The 17,010-nt window shown below is 66.4% G+C and carries 15 protein-coding genes and 1 pseudogene; 4 read left to right on the top strand and 12 right to left on the bottom strand.

Going from position 1 to position 17,010, the window contains the following annotated elements:
* The first annotated feature begins 195 nt into the window (after positions 1 to 195).
* A pseudogene (locus tag B7L92_RS33270) lies at positions 196 to 977 on the top strand (DUF899 domain-containing protein).
* Positions 978 to 1,058: 81 nt separating this feature from the next.
* Positions 1,059 to 1,535 carry a DUF7919 family protein gene (locus B7L92_RS33275; RefSeq protein ID WP_081241008.1) on the top strand — a complete coding sequence of 159 codons (477 nt, stop codon included), beginning with the start codon at positions 1,059 to 1,061 and terminating at the stop codon, positions 1,533 to 1,535.
* 105 nt (positions 1,536 to 1,640) lie between these two features.
* Here the strand turns inward: B7L92_RS33275 and B7L92_RS33280 are convergent, their stop codons facing one another.
* Together B7L92_RS33280 and B7L92_RS33285 are read right to left on the bottom strand one after the other, a co-directional pair.
* Positions 1,641 to 1,859, bottom strand: coding sequence for a DUF397 domain-containing protein (locus B7L92_RS33280; RefSeq protein ID WP_081240996.1), 219 nt, complete (start codon positions 1,857 to 1,859; stop codon positions 1,641 to 1,643).
* Entirely contained in the window at positions 1,860 to 2,705 is an 846-nt protein-coding gene (locus tag B7L92_RS33285; protein WP_081240997.1) for a helix-turn-helix domain-containing protein, read from the bottom strand.
* A gap of 217 nt (positions 2,706 to 2,922) precedes the next feature.
* On the opposite strand from B7L92_RS33285, the gene B7L92_RS33290 reads away from it, so the two are divergent.
* Positions 2,923 to 3,552 carry an ATP-binding protein gene (locus B7L92_RS33290; RefSeq protein ID WP_081241009.1) on the top strand — a complete coding sequence of 210 codons (630 nt, stop codon included), beginning with the start codon at positions 2,923 to 2,925 and terminating at the stop codon, positions 3,550 to 3,552.
* Here B7L92_RS33290 and B7L92_RS33295 read toward each other — a convergent pair.
* Positions 3,549 to 4,298, bottom strand: coding sequence for an HNH endonuclease (locus B7L92_RS33295; protein ID WP_081240998.1), 750 nt, complete (start codon positions 4,296 to 4,298; stop codon positions 3,549 to 3,551). The two genes, B7L92_RS33290 and B7L92_RS33295, sit on opposite strands and share 4 nt — an antisense overlap.
* A 161-nt stretch (positions 4,299 to 4,459) precedes the next feature.
* On the opposite strand from B7L92_RS33295, the gene B7L92_RS33300 reads away from it, so the two are divergent.
* Entirely contained in the window at positions 4,460 to 5,683 is a 1,224-nt protein-coding gene (locus B7L92_RS33300; protein ID WP_081240999.1) for a DNA cytosine methyltransferase, read from the top strand.
* Here B7L92_RS33300 and B7L92_RS33305 read toward each other — a convergent pair whose 3' ends face one another.
* The 9 genes from B7L92_RS33305 to B7L92_RS33345 form a co-directional block, all read right to left on the bottom strand.
* On the bottom strand, positions 5,684 to 6,181 hold the full coding sequence (locus B7L92_RS33305) for a very short patch repair endonuclease (protein WP_081241000.1): 498 nt from the start codon (positions 6,179 to 6,181) through the stop codon (positions 5,684 to 5,686).
* A 13-nt stretch (positions 6,182 to 6,194) separates the two neighbouring features.
* A complete protein-coding gene (locus tag B7L92_RS33310; protein WP_218030491.1) occupies positions 6,195 to 6,965 on the bottom strand; it encodes an NgoMIV family type II restriction endonuclease in 771 nt (256 codons plus the stop codon).
* Positions 6,966 to 7,925, bottom strand: coding sequence for a NaeI family type II restriction endonuclease (locus B7L92_RS33315; RefSeq protein WP_081241001.1), 960 nt, complete (start codon positions 7,923 to 7,925; stop codon positions 6,966 to 6,968).
* Between the two features lie 21 nt (positions 7,926 to 7,946).
* Entirely contained in the window at positions 7,947 to 10,916 is a 2,970-nt protein-coding gene (locus B7L92_RS33320) for a Z1 domain-containing protein (RefSeq protein ID WP_081241002.1), read from the bottom strand.
* A gap of 53 nt (positions 10,917 to 10,969) precedes the next feature.
* Complete coding sequence (locus tag B7L92_RS33325) at positions 10,970 to 12,523, bottom strand: ATP-binding protein (protein WP_081241003.1); 1,554 nt, start codon at positions 12,521 to 12,523, stop codon at positions 10,970 to 10,972.
* Between the two features lie 453 nt (positions 12,524 to 12,976).
* Entirely contained in the window at positions 12,977 to 13,414 is a 438-nt protein-coding gene (locus B7L92_RS33330) for a glutaredoxin domain-containing protein (protein ID WP_081241004.1), read from the bottom strand.
* 100 nt (positions 13,415 to 13,514) lie between these two features.
* Positions 13,515 to 13,973 (bottom strand): DUF3592 domain-containing protein, encoded by a 459-nt coding sequence (locus B7L92_RS33335; RefSeq protein ID WP_081241005.1) that lies wholly within the window; start codon positions 13,971 to 13,973, stop codon positions 13,515 to 13,517.
* A gap of 369 nt (positions 13,974 to 14,342) precedes the next feature.
* Positions 14,343 to 15,143, bottom strand: coding sequence for a tetratricopeptide repeat protein (locus B7L92_RS33340; RefSeq protein WP_081241006.1), 801 nt, complete (start codon positions 15,141 to 15,143; stop codon positions 14,343 to 14,345).
* Between the two features lie 333 nt (positions 15,144 to 15,476).
* A complete protein-coding gene (locus tag B7L92_RS33345) occupies positions 15,477 to 16,826 on the bottom strand; it encodes a S28 family serine protease (protein ID WP_081241007.1) in 1,350 nt (449 codons plus the stop codon).
* Positions 16,827 to 17,010: the final 184 nt, after the last annotated feature.

The raw sequence follows: 17,010 nt of genomic DNA on the forward strand, positions 1-17,010 counted from the left end.
GCAGGGAGCGCACCCGCCCGGGCTCTCCGTAGGGCGGGTGCGCTCCCTGCAGCCTCCAGCCCGACGTGGTCCGTGCAGGCTCGGCCGGGGGCACTCCCTGCCACGATGAGTTCCGACCGCGTCAGGAGTCTGCCCTGGTGACCGCCGCGGGGCGTCGTGTGACGCCGCCCGGCACGAGGCACCACGGAGGACACCATGAAGACCACACCGAGTGACCCGGCCGCCACGCTGCCCGGCCGCCCGCCTGTCGTCGACCCGGCCACCTGGCAGGCCGCCCGGGACGAGCTCCTGGTCCGAGAGAAGGCCCACACCCGCGAGGGCGACGCTCTCGCCGCGGCCCGCCGCCGGCTGCCGATGGTGGAGTTCGACGGGACGGTCGAGGTCGTCGGACCCGACGGCCCGGTCCCGTTCCTGGACCTGTTCCAGGGCCGCGACGAGCTCGTGGTCTACAAGCACATGTGGTACGACGGCGCGCCGCACCAGGGGCAGTGCGAGGGCTGCACCACCGCGGCCTGGCACCTGAGGGACGCCGTCTACCTCAACGCCCGCGGCGTCTCGTTCGCCGTCCTGACCACGGGCCGGTGGGACGAGGTGGCCTCCTACACCGAGTTCATGGGCTACACCCAGCCCTGGTACTCGGTGCGCGACCTGGACGAGCCGATCGCGGGGAGATGGGGTACCTCGCCTGCTTCCTGCGCGACGGCGACCGCGCGTTCCTCACCTACTCCACGACGGGTCGCGGCATCGAGCCGGCCAACAGCTCCTTCGGCCTGCTCGACATGACGCCCTACGGCCGAGGCGAGGCGTGGGAGGACACCCCCGAGGGGTGGCCCGAGGGGGACCAGCCGTGCTGGTACTGGCGCACGGACGCGGACGGGAACCCCACCTGGGGCCCGACCAGCCGCCCCGTCCCGCAGTGGACCCGCCCCGGCGCGACCCCCGTGGAGACCCTCGGCCGCCACGGCGACCACTGCTGACGCGTCTTCTTCCACCGCGCCGACGAGCCCGTCGGACTCTGCCGGACCCATGGGACCGAGCGGTGGGGCGACGATGTGCGGGTGTTCTACGAGGATCTCAGCGAGTACGACTACCAGGACGACGACACGTTCACGGACAGCGCGTCGGGCTTCCACGGGCTCTGGTACCGCCCGGCGTACGCCCGTCTGAACGTCGGGTGGCTGGAGGCCGGCAAGCCGTACGCGACGGGGACGGTGCCCGCGGCGTTCGTGGAGAAGCTGAAGGCTGTTCAGCGGGTCCAGTGGATGAACGTCTGTCTGGGGACGCACGAGTGCGACCTGTGCCCTGAGGGCGAGGCCCCGGAGGGGAACGGGGAGGTGCGGATCCCGGGCGAGCCCGGGATCGCCTATGCCGCCCCGTTCCTCATCACGCACTACATCACCGCCCACGGCTACCGCCCACCGCAGGCCTTCATCGACGCCGTCCTCACCGTCGACCTCGACGCGTGGGCCTCCGTGCGATGGCCCGACGTGCCTTTTCCGTGGATTCCGGAAGACGCGGAGCGGATGTCGGAGTAGGGGGGCGGCACCGAGGGCGCGGTCCGGCACGTCAGGGTGACCAGTGATCGCCCTTGAGGGCTTGGACGAAGGACTTCCAGGCGTGGTGCCTCACTCCATAGGCAGTCATACAGGCAAGGCTGACTGGTGCTGGCGCAACCCGTTTACAAAACACCCCCATGCACTGGTGCCGACAGAGACGACAGAGCCGTCCGCGTCTTTGGAGTCACGTATGAGCACGCCGTACGTGACATGTGCGCACTCCACACACTCGGTTGTGTTCGCGCCGCTGTGAGACGACTTGAACCATGCGAGCTCATGAGGGGCGGGGGAACGGGCGGGCATCTACAGCTCCTTGCGCGCACGATGAATCAGGGCGGAGGAAGCCTCCATGCCCAACGCTTGTGCGCGAAGGTACTCGAACGCAAGTCTGTATCGCTCCAGCTCCTCGTCCTTCTCCAGGAAGAGGGAGCCGGTGTGGAAGTCCACGTAGACCACGTCAAGGGCTGACTCCGTACCGCCGATGATCACGAAGCTGCCGAGAGCAGCACCATGGGCTCCGTTCGAGAACGGCAGCACTTGCAGTGTGACGTGCGGTGACTCGTTTACTTCGAGGAGACGCCCGAGTTGCTCCTTCATGGTCTCTGGCGAGCCCACGACCCGGCGGATCACGGACTCGTCGAGGATGGCCCACAGCCGGAACGGCTTCGACCGGGTGAGGATCTCCTGCCGCTTCATGCGGATGTCCACCAGCCGTTCGATCTCGGCCGGCTCCAGGGGGATCTCGTTCGCCTTCTGCAGAGCGGTGCTGTAGGCGCGGGTCTGGAGGAGACCAGGGACGTAGACACAGGAGAAGTGGTCCTCGCGTACGGCCTCGTCCTCCAGTGTGAGCAGCAGGTTCATGCTCTCCGGGATGGAGTCGGCGAACGAACTCCACCAGCCCTGCTGCTTGGCGTCCTTGGCCAGCCTTACGACGGCCTCCCGCTCGGCGTCCGTTGCTCCGTACTCGCGGCACAGCGCGTCGACGACGATCCACTTCACCGGACCCGCCTGAGTCTCATACCGGCTGACCGTCGCCTTCGATACGCCGACCAGCTGCCCGGCTTCCTCCAGGGTCATCCCCTTGCGAGCGCGCAACTTGCGCAGCATCGCGCCCAGTTGGCGGCGGCGTGTGGTGGTCCTTACGGACATGGGGCTCCTCTGCGCATAGCCCCAGGCAGCTGCTCGGGGCCTGAACAGGCTAGGCAGCGCTACAGCCAGCTCACTACGGAATTCACTCGATAGAGGTTCATGAGAAGTTACACAGTGAGAGTTCTCTATGCCATTCTCACGTACAGACCGCTACGCAATGCAGCCGTACGGACACGGCAGGCGCAGCATGCGCGTGGCTCGGGAGGGAGGAATGCTCATGCCCGCTATCGACACCAGGGACCGCCAGCACCGCTGTGCCCTGCCTTTTGCGGCGCTGCCGGCAGAGGTACGACTGCTGCGGAGGGCTGCCGCCGCGCAGCTGGACCAGTGGGGTGTGCCGACAGCAGGCGATGAGACGGGGCTCCTCGTCACGGAACTGGCGACGAATGTCATCAAGCACGTGGGTGAGGGCACGCTGGCGACGCTGATCCTGGAGTGGAAGCGCGAGCGGCTGCGCGTCGAGATGCACGACAAGAGCCGCACGCTCCCCTCCCCGCGTGGTGCCGCCTGCGACGCGGAGTGCGGCCGCGGCCTGCACTTGATCGCGGCCATGGCAGTGGACTGGGGGGTCGTTGTCACAGCGCTCGGCAAGGCGGTCTGGTGCGAGATCGAGCTGGGCCCAGAGGTTGCGTGCCGCCGAGTGGAGCGTGCTGTTGAAGCGTTGGAGGGCTACCAGGGACACGGCGGTGCCGTTCTGGAAGGGCGGCGGCGCGAGGCGGCCTTGGAGGAGTCGGCGATCGAACTGATCGCCGACTTGTTGCACTGGACCTCCGCGCGAGGCCTGGACCCGGATGACGTGCTGGACCGGGCCCAGATGCACTACGAGGCGGAGATGGACGCTGCTTAGTGAACGGCTGCCCCAGCGGAGTCCCGTATCAGGTCCCGGAGATCAGCCGGCGTACGCCAGGATTCTCCGGGACGAGTCCTGTGGCACATGCGGTGACAGTTGGCGCAGAGGCAGGCAAGGTCGTCCAGGCCGGTTTTTCGCATCCCGGAGACGTGGAGAGGAGTGACGTGGTGCACTTCGATGTATCCGTCGCCGAGATCTCCGTAGAAGCGGGCGAAGTCGAAGTGGCAGACCTCACACCGGAGTGGCTGGCCGCTTTGCCTGGCTCTCTGAATCTTGAGTTTCCGGAGTTTCGGGTCCCGCTCCCGGGCGAGCGCCCGGCGGACGAGGAGCCGTCCTTCAACAGCGGTGAACCCGTCGTCGTCGAGTTCGTCAGGCTGCTGGGGGAGGAGCTGCAGCTCACCCGAGCTGATGCCTTCTTCGATGGCTCGGGCGGCCTGGAGCATCTCAGGCTCGCGCTGAGTGAAAGCTTCGATCATCCGAAGCGTCGGCTGACCGCATCGAGTGCGGGCCCCTTGGTAAGGACCGTAGTTCGTGGCGAAGTCTGTCGTCTTGCGGCTCACGCTGTCCGGCGACCGGAACTCAGGAAGAGCCCGGGCTTCCGGGGTGTGCAGGGGCAACGAGCGCAGCAGTTCGGAGAGCTCCTGCACTTCCCGGTCACCGGTCCTCAGTTCCCGCCACCCGTTCTTCACGACCAGCGCGCCGGCCAGTACAAGCTCATCCTCAGTCCACACAGGGCTCCGCATGGGCAATATCGTATGAGTGTTCGGCGTGACGGAGGGTGTGTTCAGTGGAGGGTGGGGCGTGCTGCACACTAGGTCGGGTCGCGTTGTCAGTGGGGTCTGTCACCCTCAGTGATGGTGGAGTGCAAGATGTACCTGCCGCTGCACGGCTGTACGGAGGGGGCATGACCCGCATGAATGAACCTGGACTCGCTGCTGAAGGGCTCAGGGAGCCTGAGTACACCTCAATCGAGATCTGCGCCGGAGCCGGAGGGCAGGCGATCGGTCTCCATCAGGCTGGCTTTGGCCACCTTGCTCTGGTGGAGATCGATGCCTATGCGGTTGCCACGCTTGAAAAGAACATCAGGGAGCGAGGATCGTGGGTCTGGGAGAGAACGCACTGCGACCTCCTTCCGCCCATGGACGTCAAGCAGTTCGACCCTGACAGGGACCTCAAAAAGAGCAGCAAGCTGCTTCAAGAGCGTGGACTGGATCTTCTCGCAGGCGGTGTGCCCTGCCCTCCGTTCTCGCATGCTGGCAAGCAGCTCGGCCGGGACGACGAGCGCGACCTCTTCCCGCGCATGCTGGACCTTGTGGAACAGCTGAAACCCCGCGCGGTAATGATTGAAAACGTCCGCGGCATCATGGATCCCAAGTTCTCGGACTATCGCGACTGGATCAAGGCGAGGCTGCAGGGCGGCTCCTATCGAGCCGTGGACGGTCAGATGATGTCGGACCCAGGTCTCGGCTACACCGTGTGTAAGTGGGACATCCTGGAAGCCAGTGACTTCGGTGTCCCTCAGCTTCGCCCGCGTGCCATCCTGGTCGCGTTCCGTAAGGACGTGATCGAAGACCTCAAGTACGAGTGGCCGACAGCAACCCATGAGGAGCCTGTCAGTGTCGCCGAACGTCTGCAGTCGTCTATGTACGAGCGCTACGCACCGTACTTTGAGGGCGTACACGCTGACCGCGCAAGGCAGGCCTATGAGCGTTGGTTCAACAAGGCCCGTGAACGGGACGCGGAACTCAAGGGCAGGGGCGGCGGTATCGCGCCGACGCTTGTCGGAGGATCAAAGAAGCATGGTGGCGCAGATCTAGGGCCGAGCCGTGCAAAAGCCGCCTGGAAGTTGCTGGGCGTCTCCGGGCTGGGTGTGGCTAATGACATCGCGACGTGCAAGCTGAAGGGCACCGAAGAGCGGGACCTCTTTGGTCCGGACGGGCCGATGCTCACTGTTCAGCAAGCTGCGATCGTTCAAGGCTTCCCGGCGGAGTGGGAATTCTCCGGTGGGAAAACCGCGCAGTACCGGCAGGTGGGAAATGCTTTCCCACCGCCTGTGGCCAAGGCAGTGGGAGAGTCGATCATCGAAGTACTGAGAGCAGCGCGAGAGCGTGATCGGGAGAACGGCTGATCAGCTTTTCTCCTGTATTTCGTGACGGACGGCGCGGCGCTTCTCGACCTCAGTTGCGATCCGTGCGGCGCAGTCCGCTGACGGCTCATGCTCCCAGAACCGGAGCACTGTCCAGCCGGCTTCTTCGAGTCGCTGGTCAGTGTCCCGGTCGCGGGCCATGTTTCTGGCCACTTTTTCTGACCAGTAACCAGGGTTGGTTTTCGGGGGAACGTAGTGCTCCGGGCAACCGTGCCAGTAACAGCCGTCAATGAACACGGCGACTTTTACAGGACGGAAGACCATGTCCGCAGTGCGGCGCAGACCAGGTAGCGGCTTGGCAGCGACTCGATAGCGCAGGCCCTTTGCGTGTACAAGCCTCCGGATCAGCCATTCCGGCTTTGTGTCCCGGTTGCGGATCGCCTGCATGTTCCGGCGACGCGCGGCAGACGATGCCCACGAGCCGGCCGGTGGTGACCAGTCGTCCTCAGGGTCAGAAGAGGCATGCGGTGGAGTGTCCATAGCAGTTCGATACTTACCAGGTCGCCAGAGTCGAGGCGAGTTCCTCGTAGGGGCGGAGGCGTCCTTGGTCGATGCACTCTGCTAGGTCCTCCTGCTGCTGCCTGCCGCCCACCGCAGCTACCGCTTCTCGCAGTGCATCGAAAGCGATGTGATAGACGGCATCGACCTCACCAGTGCCTCGCGCGATGGCAGCAATCCTGCTTGGCATGGGTTCAGCAGTCACTGTCACCAGGTGCGGAAGACGGCCTCGTCTGTGACGGATCATCTGCAGAAATTCATGCCGGATGTTCTGTACACGGTCAGAGCGGATCGTCCACTTACAGGATACGGCTGCGTGCAGGAAGGGCCTGAGATCCTCCGCAGTCAGCTTCTGGGAAATTCCAACGGTGACATCAGGTTGAATGAGATAGTCAACTCCCAGATCTGTGCGGAGGGTTGGATTAGCCTTTACGGCGTCCGCGACCCTACGGAGGTGGGAGTACTGGGAAAAGTCCGAGATGACCTTCCTGTGGTCAACGTGCCAGAGACGAGAAGGGTCGGCCTTGGGGAGAGAATCAGTCAAATCGATGCTGACTGCCCGCTCCAAAGCAGGGCCCAAATTTTCTGGGGTGTCTGGGAGGAGCATATCGGCTGTGACGCCAAGAAAATTTAGAATGCTCCCGGCCAGCGCTTTTGAAGTATTGCTGTCGCTGTCGGCACTGTTAGGTACTAGGTTTCCCGACTTTTTGAGCTTTTTCCAGCCGAGAAGTTGGGTGGCGAACGGGGCACTCATGTCCAGCTGCACCTATCTGGTATGAGACGGGAGTGAAGGGGCTCTCTCGGGGAGGTCAGCAGAGGTGGCGAGCACCCAGGCCTGCCCGTCCAGGAGAACCTGTCGCGCCCCCTGATGGTGAGGTTGGCGCCTTGCGACCCGAGCACTTACGAACTCCCCTTCGCGAGGAATAGGAAGGCCGAGCTGTTCAGCGACCGTACGGTGGCTTTCATAGTCGCCCATGATCAGGATTCCTTCAGGCCTGAGGGCTGAGCGTGATCCGCCGTTGCCGCGGACGCGCTTCATGTAGTCCTTCTGTTGTGCGACTGTACGAACCGCATTCCGCCCTATGCGGCGCTTCTGAACTCGCCGGAAGAGTTCATTGAGACGCTGCTGTCCCGAATTGAAGGCGTAAACCGCCATGCGGTCGGATCGATTCATGTGTAGCAGAATATTTTCTGCGAGTTTCCCTTCCCACAGCCACATGATCTTTTTGCGATGCTCGGCTTTTATGGTGAGCTTTGCGTCGCGGTTGCTTCCTCGGTTCAGCCAATCTTCGCGAACTCGAAAAAGCCCGGCGCTCCACTGGCTCTTGTAGTCATCTGCCCAAACGAGCATGCATATGTGGCCCCGGGCCTCGGGAGGGATCATCCAGCCGCCGAACTTTTGTGAATACTTACAGTCCACTTCGACGCCTGCGATTCGGTAGTCCATCGTGAGGCCATCAGCGAATTTGAACTCACGTTGCAGATTGATCTCGACGAGAGTTCCGGCGTGGGTCCTTTCTGTTTTGTACAGGGTTTTCCAGTCGTAGCGGCCTGTAACTTCACCATTTAGGAGCTGGTCAATGGTGCCCCGTAGTACGGTCGCAAACCGTTCCCCCTGGGGGTCAAGGTTCTTCAGTTCTGCGTATACCATCAGGAGTTCGGCATCCTGCCTGACTTCCTGGGGTAACGCGATGTTTTGTGCGGCATGGATATCAATGGGCAGCAAAGCGCGGTCTCCCTCAAGAAATCAGCTAGCCGGGATAGTGGCCTCGTTCCAGTGACGTGAATCCTTGGCACGGAAGCGCACCAAGCGGCGGTCTGCGCTGGTGGCTGACCTCGGCGGGATGAGAGTGAAGGCCATCACGATCTTTGACGGGTCTGCGACACCGTTACGGACGACTGCCCGGACGCTGTCAGGGCTGCTTCCCTCCACTACTGGGTAGACCAGTGCGACTCCGGTTCTGGAGCCGATCTCCGTACCTGTTCCAGCGGCGGTTTTGTCGATGAGCCGTTGCGCTGCGGTGCGGTGCTCGACGCTAGCGATACGGCCGAAGGAACTCTTGCCTTCCTGGATGCTCCGTCGGACCAGGGACAACGGGGCCGAGCCGAGGACACTGGCATCGACGCGGTTGTCCGAGGCGAGCCGGGGCGAGATGAGCAGCCAGTCATCGACCTGCGCAAGGGTGCCGTCAAGCTGGCGGAGATAGGTCAGGTGAGGATCGAAGTACCGGGGGCGCTCCCATTCGAGTCCGGACAGCACGCTGATGAGTTCACCATGCGTAACGGTTCCAGTGAGTGCTGTAAAGGTTCGCGTGAGCGTGCTCGAGTTGTCCGGAGGGTTGCTGAACGACACGGGGGTCGTGCCCAGTGCTCTCAGCAGTGGTCGCCAGCGCTCGGTGTTGCGCTTGGTCACGGTGCCGTTCAGCGGGTAGGAGGCGGGCTCGATGGGCCGACCAGGGGACCGAATCTCCACGAGTTCCGCGTTGAACATCTTGTTGCGGGCCGAAGGCTTGAGCCAGGGTAGGTGCTGCGCCACCAGAGGTGGAATCTGCACAGGGGTGACCTGGGGTTCTCCGTCCACCATCACGGCGTACTGGGCCAGCTGTTCCCGGAAGGTCTCCTCGTCACGGCAGACGGCTTCGTAAGCCTCGTAGAGGTCGACAAATTTGCTACGGCCGAAGGGCTCCTCCCGGCCGATGTACAGCCGGACCAGGTCCCGGTACCCGGAACGGAAGCCGAACCAGCGCCCCATCTGCATGAGCGTGTCACCCTGCTGGGTGGTGCGGCGGTAGTAGGTAACGGTCAGGCCCTCGACAGTGAAACCACGGGAAAGCTTCGTACCGCCCACGAGGATCTTCCAGACGTTCGGTGTCCGGTCGAAATCCAGGTCGAGCTGGGCGAAATAGCGGTCGGTGTCCCCGTTCACAACGATGACCGGCTGGCCTCCACTACCGATGCGCTGCCGTGCGCGATTGACGTACGGTTGCAGCTCGTTGTACGTGGACGGCGAGGGAAGGTTGCTGGCGTGAGCCGCGCTCACCGGTGCGAAATCCGCCTCCCATAGTGCGGCGAGACGCTCGTGTCCTGCTGTGGAGCTGTAACCAGCCTGGTGCCACATGGAGTTGATGCGTAGCGCCAGATCGGCGTGGTCATCCTGACGTACCGACTCATGGGCGAGCATGGTGTGATGCCGGAAGTTGGCGTCAGGCACGCCATGGTCAGCCCGGTAGAGCTTCAGAGCACCAGACAGGACAAAGGCGTCCATGGCTTCCTGGAGCCTGTCTCCCGTGGAGTCGTAGATTCCTCGCACATGAGCCTTCTCCTGGGAGTTGGCGTACGTACGCTCCTCCACCGGGACAGGCGAGTTCAGGTCGTGGAAATCCTGGACGCCCATGTAGCCGGCCGGGCGAGGGAGGGAGATCAGGAAGTCGCTGGGGAAGATGTCCATGTCGTCACCGGGATCGATGAAGACATTGGCGAAGGGGGTCGCGGTGTAGCCGACGTACTGGGCTCGCGGGAGGAGTCCCAGGAGTTTGGATATCAAGCCGTTGATGGCCGTGCGCTCGGTGCTTCCCCGTTCCCACTTCTTCGGGTCCGAGGTGTTCACGGAGGCCTGGTCGGACTCGTCGTCGATGATGAGAGCCGGCAGTTCCCCCAGGATCCCGTGGATCTGCTTGAGGTCCTTGACGAGCTTCGTGAGGACGGCCTTGTTCTTCTTCACCACGAGGATCCGTGCTGCGGCGTGGTGGAGGTTCGCCGGATCGTGCAACGGGCGGGTGGGGACGCGCTTCTCGAACTCCAGGGCCCGGATGCCCTGGGCCAGGCTCTTGTAGTCGTTGTCGCGTGTCGTCAGGCGCTCGATGTCGAACGCACCGAGCGTGGACGGACGGCCGCCGTGCTGGACGAACTCCGGCCAGCCCTCGTCGTCACCCACGTAGTCCACCCCCACCAGGGAGTCCACATCGGTGACATCCGCGCCCCGCAGGATGTTCTCCTGGCCGATCAACTCCATGTCGAGGCGTCTCTGGGTCTGGGCGCGCAGCAGGTTGAGGGTGCCCCCCAGGACGATGACGAGACGGTATCCGGCATCAATGGCCTTGGCGGCCACGCCGGTGAAGTTCGCCGTTTTGCCGGACTGGACATAGCCGACGACCAGGCCCTTCGCCTGGCGGGCCGTCGGCTGTTCGGGGTCGGTGAGGCGCTCGACGACTGCCTGGCTCGCCTGGTCGAGGCTGGCGATGGCGGCCTCGGACCAGCCCTTGTCGCGGAGCTTCCGCTCGTACGCCGTCCAGTAGAAGGACCTGGCCGCCGCGCGTTCAGGGGTGTACCACGGGGTGAATTCCCGGGTGATCACCGTCGCGCCGGGCACCTTCGCCACGGGTACGGCCTGGTCCAGGGCCTTGCACAGTTCACTTCCGAACCGGAGCCGTTCATAGACCACTGCGCGCCGTTCGTCGGTGCGCGCCGGGGAGTCCGCTCCCCATTGCGGGTTCTCCGCGAAGTCCCAGGCGGTCAGGTGACGGTCCCACAGAGCGGTCAGTGCGTCGTCACCACTGATGAGAAGGGAGCGGAACAACTCCTCGCCCAGGTCCGCGTCCGGGTAGGAATCATCCGCGGCGAGCGCTGCCCAACGTTCGAAGTGGCGCGGCATGCTGCCCATCCCCGCCAGCGCGGAGGTGTGGATGTCGAGGAGCACACCGGACGAAGTGTTGGTCATCTCTTGTCCTCAGTCAGGGGCCGGAGCGGGCCAGGAGCGGGAGCGGTACTGGATCAGTCGGTCGCCTGGACACGGCGGTCGCGGTGAGCACCTGCCGCTGCCAGAAGGATGGTGTTCCAGTAGTCCACTCGGTCCTGGCGGCCACGCTCCCAACGCCCGAGACCGAAGCAGTCCTCGAGCAGCAAGTACAGCAGGGTCTTCGTGACGGGGGCGTCGTTGCTTCCGCCGCGACGGCCGTCGTTGAAGTCGCTGCGGAAAGCCTTGTTGAGGAGGACGGCGTTGTTCTCGCGGTCGAGGTCGAAGAACTTGTCACTGGGAAGTGAGACCCAGGTGAACGAGATGGGCTCCTCGCCCGGCTTCTCGGGCAGCTCCTCCTTGACAACCCGCTTGATCTTCGGGTCTATCCCCTTACCGGGGAGCGTCACGGGCTTGCGGACGATCTCCGTGCGCTTCGCGCCCTCCCGGTAGGTGGCCTCGGCGTCGCTGAGGTACCCGTGAAAGGTGTTTCCGGAAGCGTCCACAGCTTTCTCGACGCCGAGCGTGAAGGCAGGCGTGACGGTGACGCTCTCCTTCTTCACGTCAAGGCTCAGGACGCTGTTCTCATGGGACGGAAGGTCGACGGCCACGCGAGCCAGAGCGAGGTGTCCTTCAGGGTTGCGAAGACCGTTCCAGCCGCCGGCTTGGACGAGACGGTCGTTGCGGTAGAAGTAGAAGCCCTGACGGTCGGCGAGAGATCCGATCTGGCGGAACCCGGCCTGCTTCGACTTGGCGGGCCAGATGTGAGCGGTCAGTTGTACGTCTCCCAGGCCTTCTACGGGGGCCGTGAAGGTACGGGGGTAGCGCGCTTTCCCGGGCACCTTGTAGCCGAAGGGGTCCAGCGCCTCGACAGCGATGTGGTCCACTTCCTCGCCGAGCCGGCCCTCGCCGCTGCTCACATCCCATACGGCGATGTCGAGCTTCAGGCCGTTCTGAAGGAACCTGTGCAGGTAGAGGCCGAGATGAGTTTCCAGACGTGCGATCGCCTTTGACAGGTAATGGTCGCTCTGGCCGGTCGTCACGGTCTCGAAGGCCCGCACCTGGTCCCATCGCACGACCGTGCCCTGCCACTCGATGATGCCGTCATACCGGTCCACGAGTTCCTGCGCGTAGCGAGGGTCGACCGTGTCGCAGCGGAAGCCGTCCTCGATTCCCTCTGCAGTGAGACGGCGCCCTGTGGCACGGCTGCGCTTGGTACGGCTGACCACGGTCAGTGATGAAGCATGGGACAGCGAAGCGGCCTTCAGCCCCGTGCCGTACATGCCGAGGGCGCTCTCACCGTAGTCCCGGCGCCGCCCCACCGTCATGGCGGCGTCCAGACCCGCGTCGTCCATGCCCTTGCCGTTGTCGATGACCAGGAGAGTGAGGATGCGCTTGGCGTCGCGCAGGAAGTGCACGACGATCTTGTCGGCACCGGCGTCGATGGAGTTGTCGATCAGGTCGGCGATGGCGACCTCGAAGCCGTAGCCCTGGTTGGTCAGGGCCTTGCCGTAGCCGGCGTCCGGGGGCAGATGAGTGCTGCCGGTCGTGGGGACCTCGTACTGCCAGACGGTGCCGGGCTCGTAGGGCATTGCGCTTCCTCGTATACACAGGTCTGGGCCTACTCAGCGCGTGACGGCCCTTCGGGTCGGTCGTTCCGTGTGACCGTACTGCAAAGGTCGGACATAGGGGTGGCTGGGCTGCGAGGTGGGGTGATTGGTCCAAAATCTTCCGAGAGTTGACAGCCTGGCTCACGGACGGAAGGGGGACTCCCTTGCGTATATCGGACAGGCGTGTTGCGCACTGAGGGAAGACGGGTGTCCATCTGTTTCATGCCGGAGAGCATGACGGGGGCAGGTGTGCCAGCAGTGACGGCGCCCGCTGAGTACGGGGCCTTTCGTCCGTCTTTCGTGTGCAGGGCCACCATCCAGTGCGGGTCCCCGGGGCGTAGCACAGGAGGACCGGGACGTCGGCGTGCAAGGGGTGCGACGCGTGGTTGATGGGGCGCGGCGGTAGGTCTGCGGAAGAGAGGGCACCGTTCCCGGTCAGGTGGAAGAGGAGAGCTGTTCGCGGACCCATGAGGGGTCGGGGTTGGTGTGCGGGCGACCCGCCACGACGACGGTCGGTACGGTCTCGTTGCCGTCGTTGGCCTCCCGCACCGCTGCCGCTCCGGCCGGATCGCGCCAGATGTCGACCCAGTGCAGTTGGCGGGCGCTGCGGCCCAGCCGGATGCGCAGTTGCAGGCAGTACGTGCAGCCCGGCCGCCAGAAGACGACCGGCCGGCCGTCGGCTGCGCTGCGGCGTTGAGCCTCCAGCGCGCTAATCGGTTTCGGGAAGGCCAGGGGCGAGTTCAGGCAGGCGAGCAGCGCGAACACCAGCAGGAGGGTCGCGGCGGTGCCGTAGTTCCCGCCGAGGGCGAGCGCGGTCGCGAGAGCCGATCCGCAGAGCGCGAGCAGTATCGGCAGGGTCCAGGCGCGCATCATGGTGACGCAGGCTACCGGTGAGGGGACGAACCGTCCGGCCGGGTCGACGGAACGCGTTGCCGTGTGCGGTCGGGACGGTGAACGCACTTCCCGCGGGCCCCTACAGGAACGCCCCCACTCCCATCGCCACCCCGAACAGTAAGAAGAAGACACCCCAGGTCATGTTGGCCGTGGCCGAGTACGAGACGTTTCCCGGGCGCCCGTCCTTCGTGTGGACGACCACCACCCGGCGCGGGTCCCCCGGGTCGTAGCGCAGGACGACCGGGACGCCTCGGTACAGGGGATGTGACTCGTGGTTGAGGGGAGCGCGGCGGTAGGTCTGCGTGGGAGGGGCGTCGGGGCGGTCGACGGGTGGGGCCTGGTAGCGGACCTGCGGGGGATGGATCGTGGCCCCCTCGCGGCGGGCGCCGCGGGCCACCTCCCCCCGGGTGCGCACGCCCCGGACGCCGAGGCGGCCCAGGGCCCGGCGCTGGTGTCGGGCGAGGCGCAGGACCTTGACGCCCAGGGCCATTGCGCCCGCGGCCGTGACGAGCGTGATCGTGAGCCACGGCTGATCCACGTGGCCTCCCCCCGGAGCCGACGTCACCTGCCCGTGGAGACGAAAGCCGTCGCGCGTCGGTTCCGGGGCGCTCCCTGTCCCCGGGCACGAGGTTCCTCGGAGCTCGGGCGTGCGGCCGACGGAGTGCTCCCGTCGTCCCGCTGCCGCTGCCGCTGCCGCTGCCGCTGCCGCGGTCGCGGTCGCGGTCGCGTACGAGTCTCCGTGGGTGCAGCCGGCCGGAGGGGTTCTCGGCCGCGTCGTACGGACTCTCCGGGCGCGCCTGCTCCCGGGCGCGGTGGTGCGTCGGGCTGGCGGTGGTGCGTCGGGCTGGGGGAGTACGGGCGGAGCACGGTGCATCTCGGGTCGGCGGGCCGGTCGGCTCCGGAACGATCAGCCGCGTGCGATCTCCTCGGCCGTCGACGGCGGTGGGTCGCCGGCCGTGATGCGGGCCAGCAGGGTGCGGGCCTCCTGGATGCGGGGGTGGTCCGGATGCAGGAACCGCTCGCAGTCGGTCAGCGCCTCACGGGCCGCCGTTTCCGCCTCGCTCCGGTGCCCCAGGCCGTGGAGGGCGACGGCCGTGGCCATGCCCAGGCTCCCGCTCTGGCCCCGATCCCCGGGTGGGGTGATCCGGCGCGCCTCGGTGAGCGCTTCGTGGTACCGCCCCTGCCCGTTCAGGCTGCACACCAGGCCGTGGTGCAGAGCGGCGACCGTGCTCCCTACGGCTCGGGGCAGATTCCCCCGGGCGACGGCCTCGGCCTCCTCGTGGCGGGCCTGCCCGCACAGGGCGTCGACCAGATTGGCCAGGACGCTCAGCTCGATGTCCCACACCGGTACCAGATGCTTGAGGCGGGTCAGGTCGCGCAGTACCTCCAGCCCTTCGGCCTCCGCCTCTCCGTAGCGTCCCTCACCGTTGAGGACCACCATGTGGGTGTTCCGGATCATCAGCAGCAGCTCCCGCCCGGGCCCGGCCATCCCGCTCAGCTCCGCCGTGAGGGATTCCAGTTCGGCCAGCACCTGCGCCCCGCGCCCGTGGGCACAGGCCGCCGCCGTGGCCAGGGCCTTGGCGTGCCACGCCACGGCGATCCCCCGGCCCCGCCTGCGCAGACGCCCCGCTTCTGCCTCGAGCGCCCGGGCCCCGGCCTCGACCTCCTCGTACTTGTCCTCCCGCCAGAGCCGATGGAGACGTTCCAAGGCCGCCGCTTCCCGCGACCGGCCTCGTATCAACCGTGCGATCCTCACAGGCCGTGAGGTTACGTGAAGGCGCGTGACCGGGGCGGATCCGGCCGACGGCGCAGGCGGGGGTGGGGTTCGCCGCCCCGGAACGGCCGGTCGCGGCAGGAGTCGGCGGGAATGACATGGCGCCCCGCACGGCCTGCTGTGGACCCACGCCCAGGAGGTCACCGACGCCCTGCTCGCCTTCCTGGCCGAGCAACCGGCCCCTTCCTCGCCGAGCAACCGGCCCCACGGCCCCGTCCCGGTCGCGCGGTTCTGCGAGGGCTGCGTGACCGGGGCGAGGACCGCTGCTCAGGTGCGGGCGGCCCAGCGGGTGAGCATGGCGGTGGCCTCGGCGCGGTCCGCGGCGGGGAGGGCAGCGATGGTGGTGTGGTGGTTGGCGCCGGGCACCCACAGGACGCGGGAGTCGTGGCGTCCGGGCAGGAAGGGCTCGGCGGTCGAGGGGTCCTGCGTCCCGTTGACGAACAGCAGACGGGTGCCGCTGCGGCGGACCCAGCGGTCGATGTCCGGCATCACGTCCGGGTCGAAGCGCACGGGGATGTCGCGGGGGACGAAGGTGCGCGGTTCGACGGCGCCCGGGTGGCGCAGCAGGCCGGCCAGGTGGGCGGTGGGGACGTCGAGGTAGCCCATCTCGGTGGCGAGCTGGTACCAGTACGGGATGTACGCGCGGGCGACCGCGTCGGCGTAGAGGGCCAGGCCCGCGGTGTCGTCCAGCCAGGTGTACAGCTGGTCGGCGGTGGCGTCCGGTCCGGGGAGGGCGGCGCGGTCCGCCGCGCTGCCGCCGTTCTGCCAGAACATGAAGGGGGCGCGCAGCACGGCGATCTCGAACGCCTTGTCGGCGCTGCCGACGATGCGGAAGGTGTCCCCGGCGGCGGTCGTCGCGGCCTCGTAGCGGGCGACCAGTTCCGCGCGGTGCAGCAGGAGCCGGCGCTGGGCGGTCCTGATCGCCTCGCGGTCGGCGGCCGTGCCCACGGTCTCCAGGAAGCGGAGGTAGGCGGAGTCGTCGCGGTCGTCGACGTTGTTCGGGGCCGCGTAGGCCACGGTGCCGTCCACGTCGTGGGGGTGGAAGCGGCGGTGGTACACGCTCGCCATGCCGCCTTTGCTGCCGCCGGTGGAGATCCACGCGCCGGGGTAGAGCCGTCGGAAGGTGCGGACGACGCGGTGGTGGTCGTCGGCGGCCTGGCGGACGGTCAGGTGGGAGTAGTCGTGGGCACTGGGGCGCGAGGTGCCGAAGTAGCGGTGCTCGACCTGGAGTTGGTTGCCGCCCAGGAGGACGGTCGGTTCGGTGAAGCGGGAGGTGAGCGCGGCCTCGTACCCGGTCGTGAACAGGACGGTGGGGCGCTCGGTGGACGTGTGGAGCAGGGTGAGGCGCTGCTCGAACGTGCCGGCCGAGGGGTCGGTGTGGTCGACCGGCTGGCGCAGCCCGAGCACGAAGAAGCGGTATCCCGGCTCGGTGCTCGGCCGCTCCTCCACGATCCGCACACCCGGCAGGGAGCCCAGACGCCGCACGATGGCGTCGTCGGGGACGGAGGGCTTCCCGGTCAGGGCGTGGGCCGGTGCGGACGCCGTCGCGGCGAGAGCGGCCGTCGAGGCCGCCGAAGCGGTCGAGAGCAGCAGGCGTCGTCTCGTCCAGAGGTGCATCGGGTGTCCTTCCCTTGACGTCGGCTGCCTGCAGTACAGCCGCCGGACGGCGCGGAAGGATCCCGTGCGCGGGGGATCGGCCTCCCCCGCAGGGGGGATGTGGCGGGGAGGAGGGCGCGGCGTGCGGACGGGCAGGGGCGCCCGCACTCCCGGACGGTCCGCTCGTCGACCCCGACCTCTACTC

This window comes from Streptomyces viridosporus (assembly GCF_002078235.1).
In the GTDB taxonomy this organism is placed as follows: domain Bacteria; phylum Actinomycetota; class Actinomycetes; order Streptomycetales; family Streptomycetaceae; genus Streptomyces; species Streptomyces viridosporus.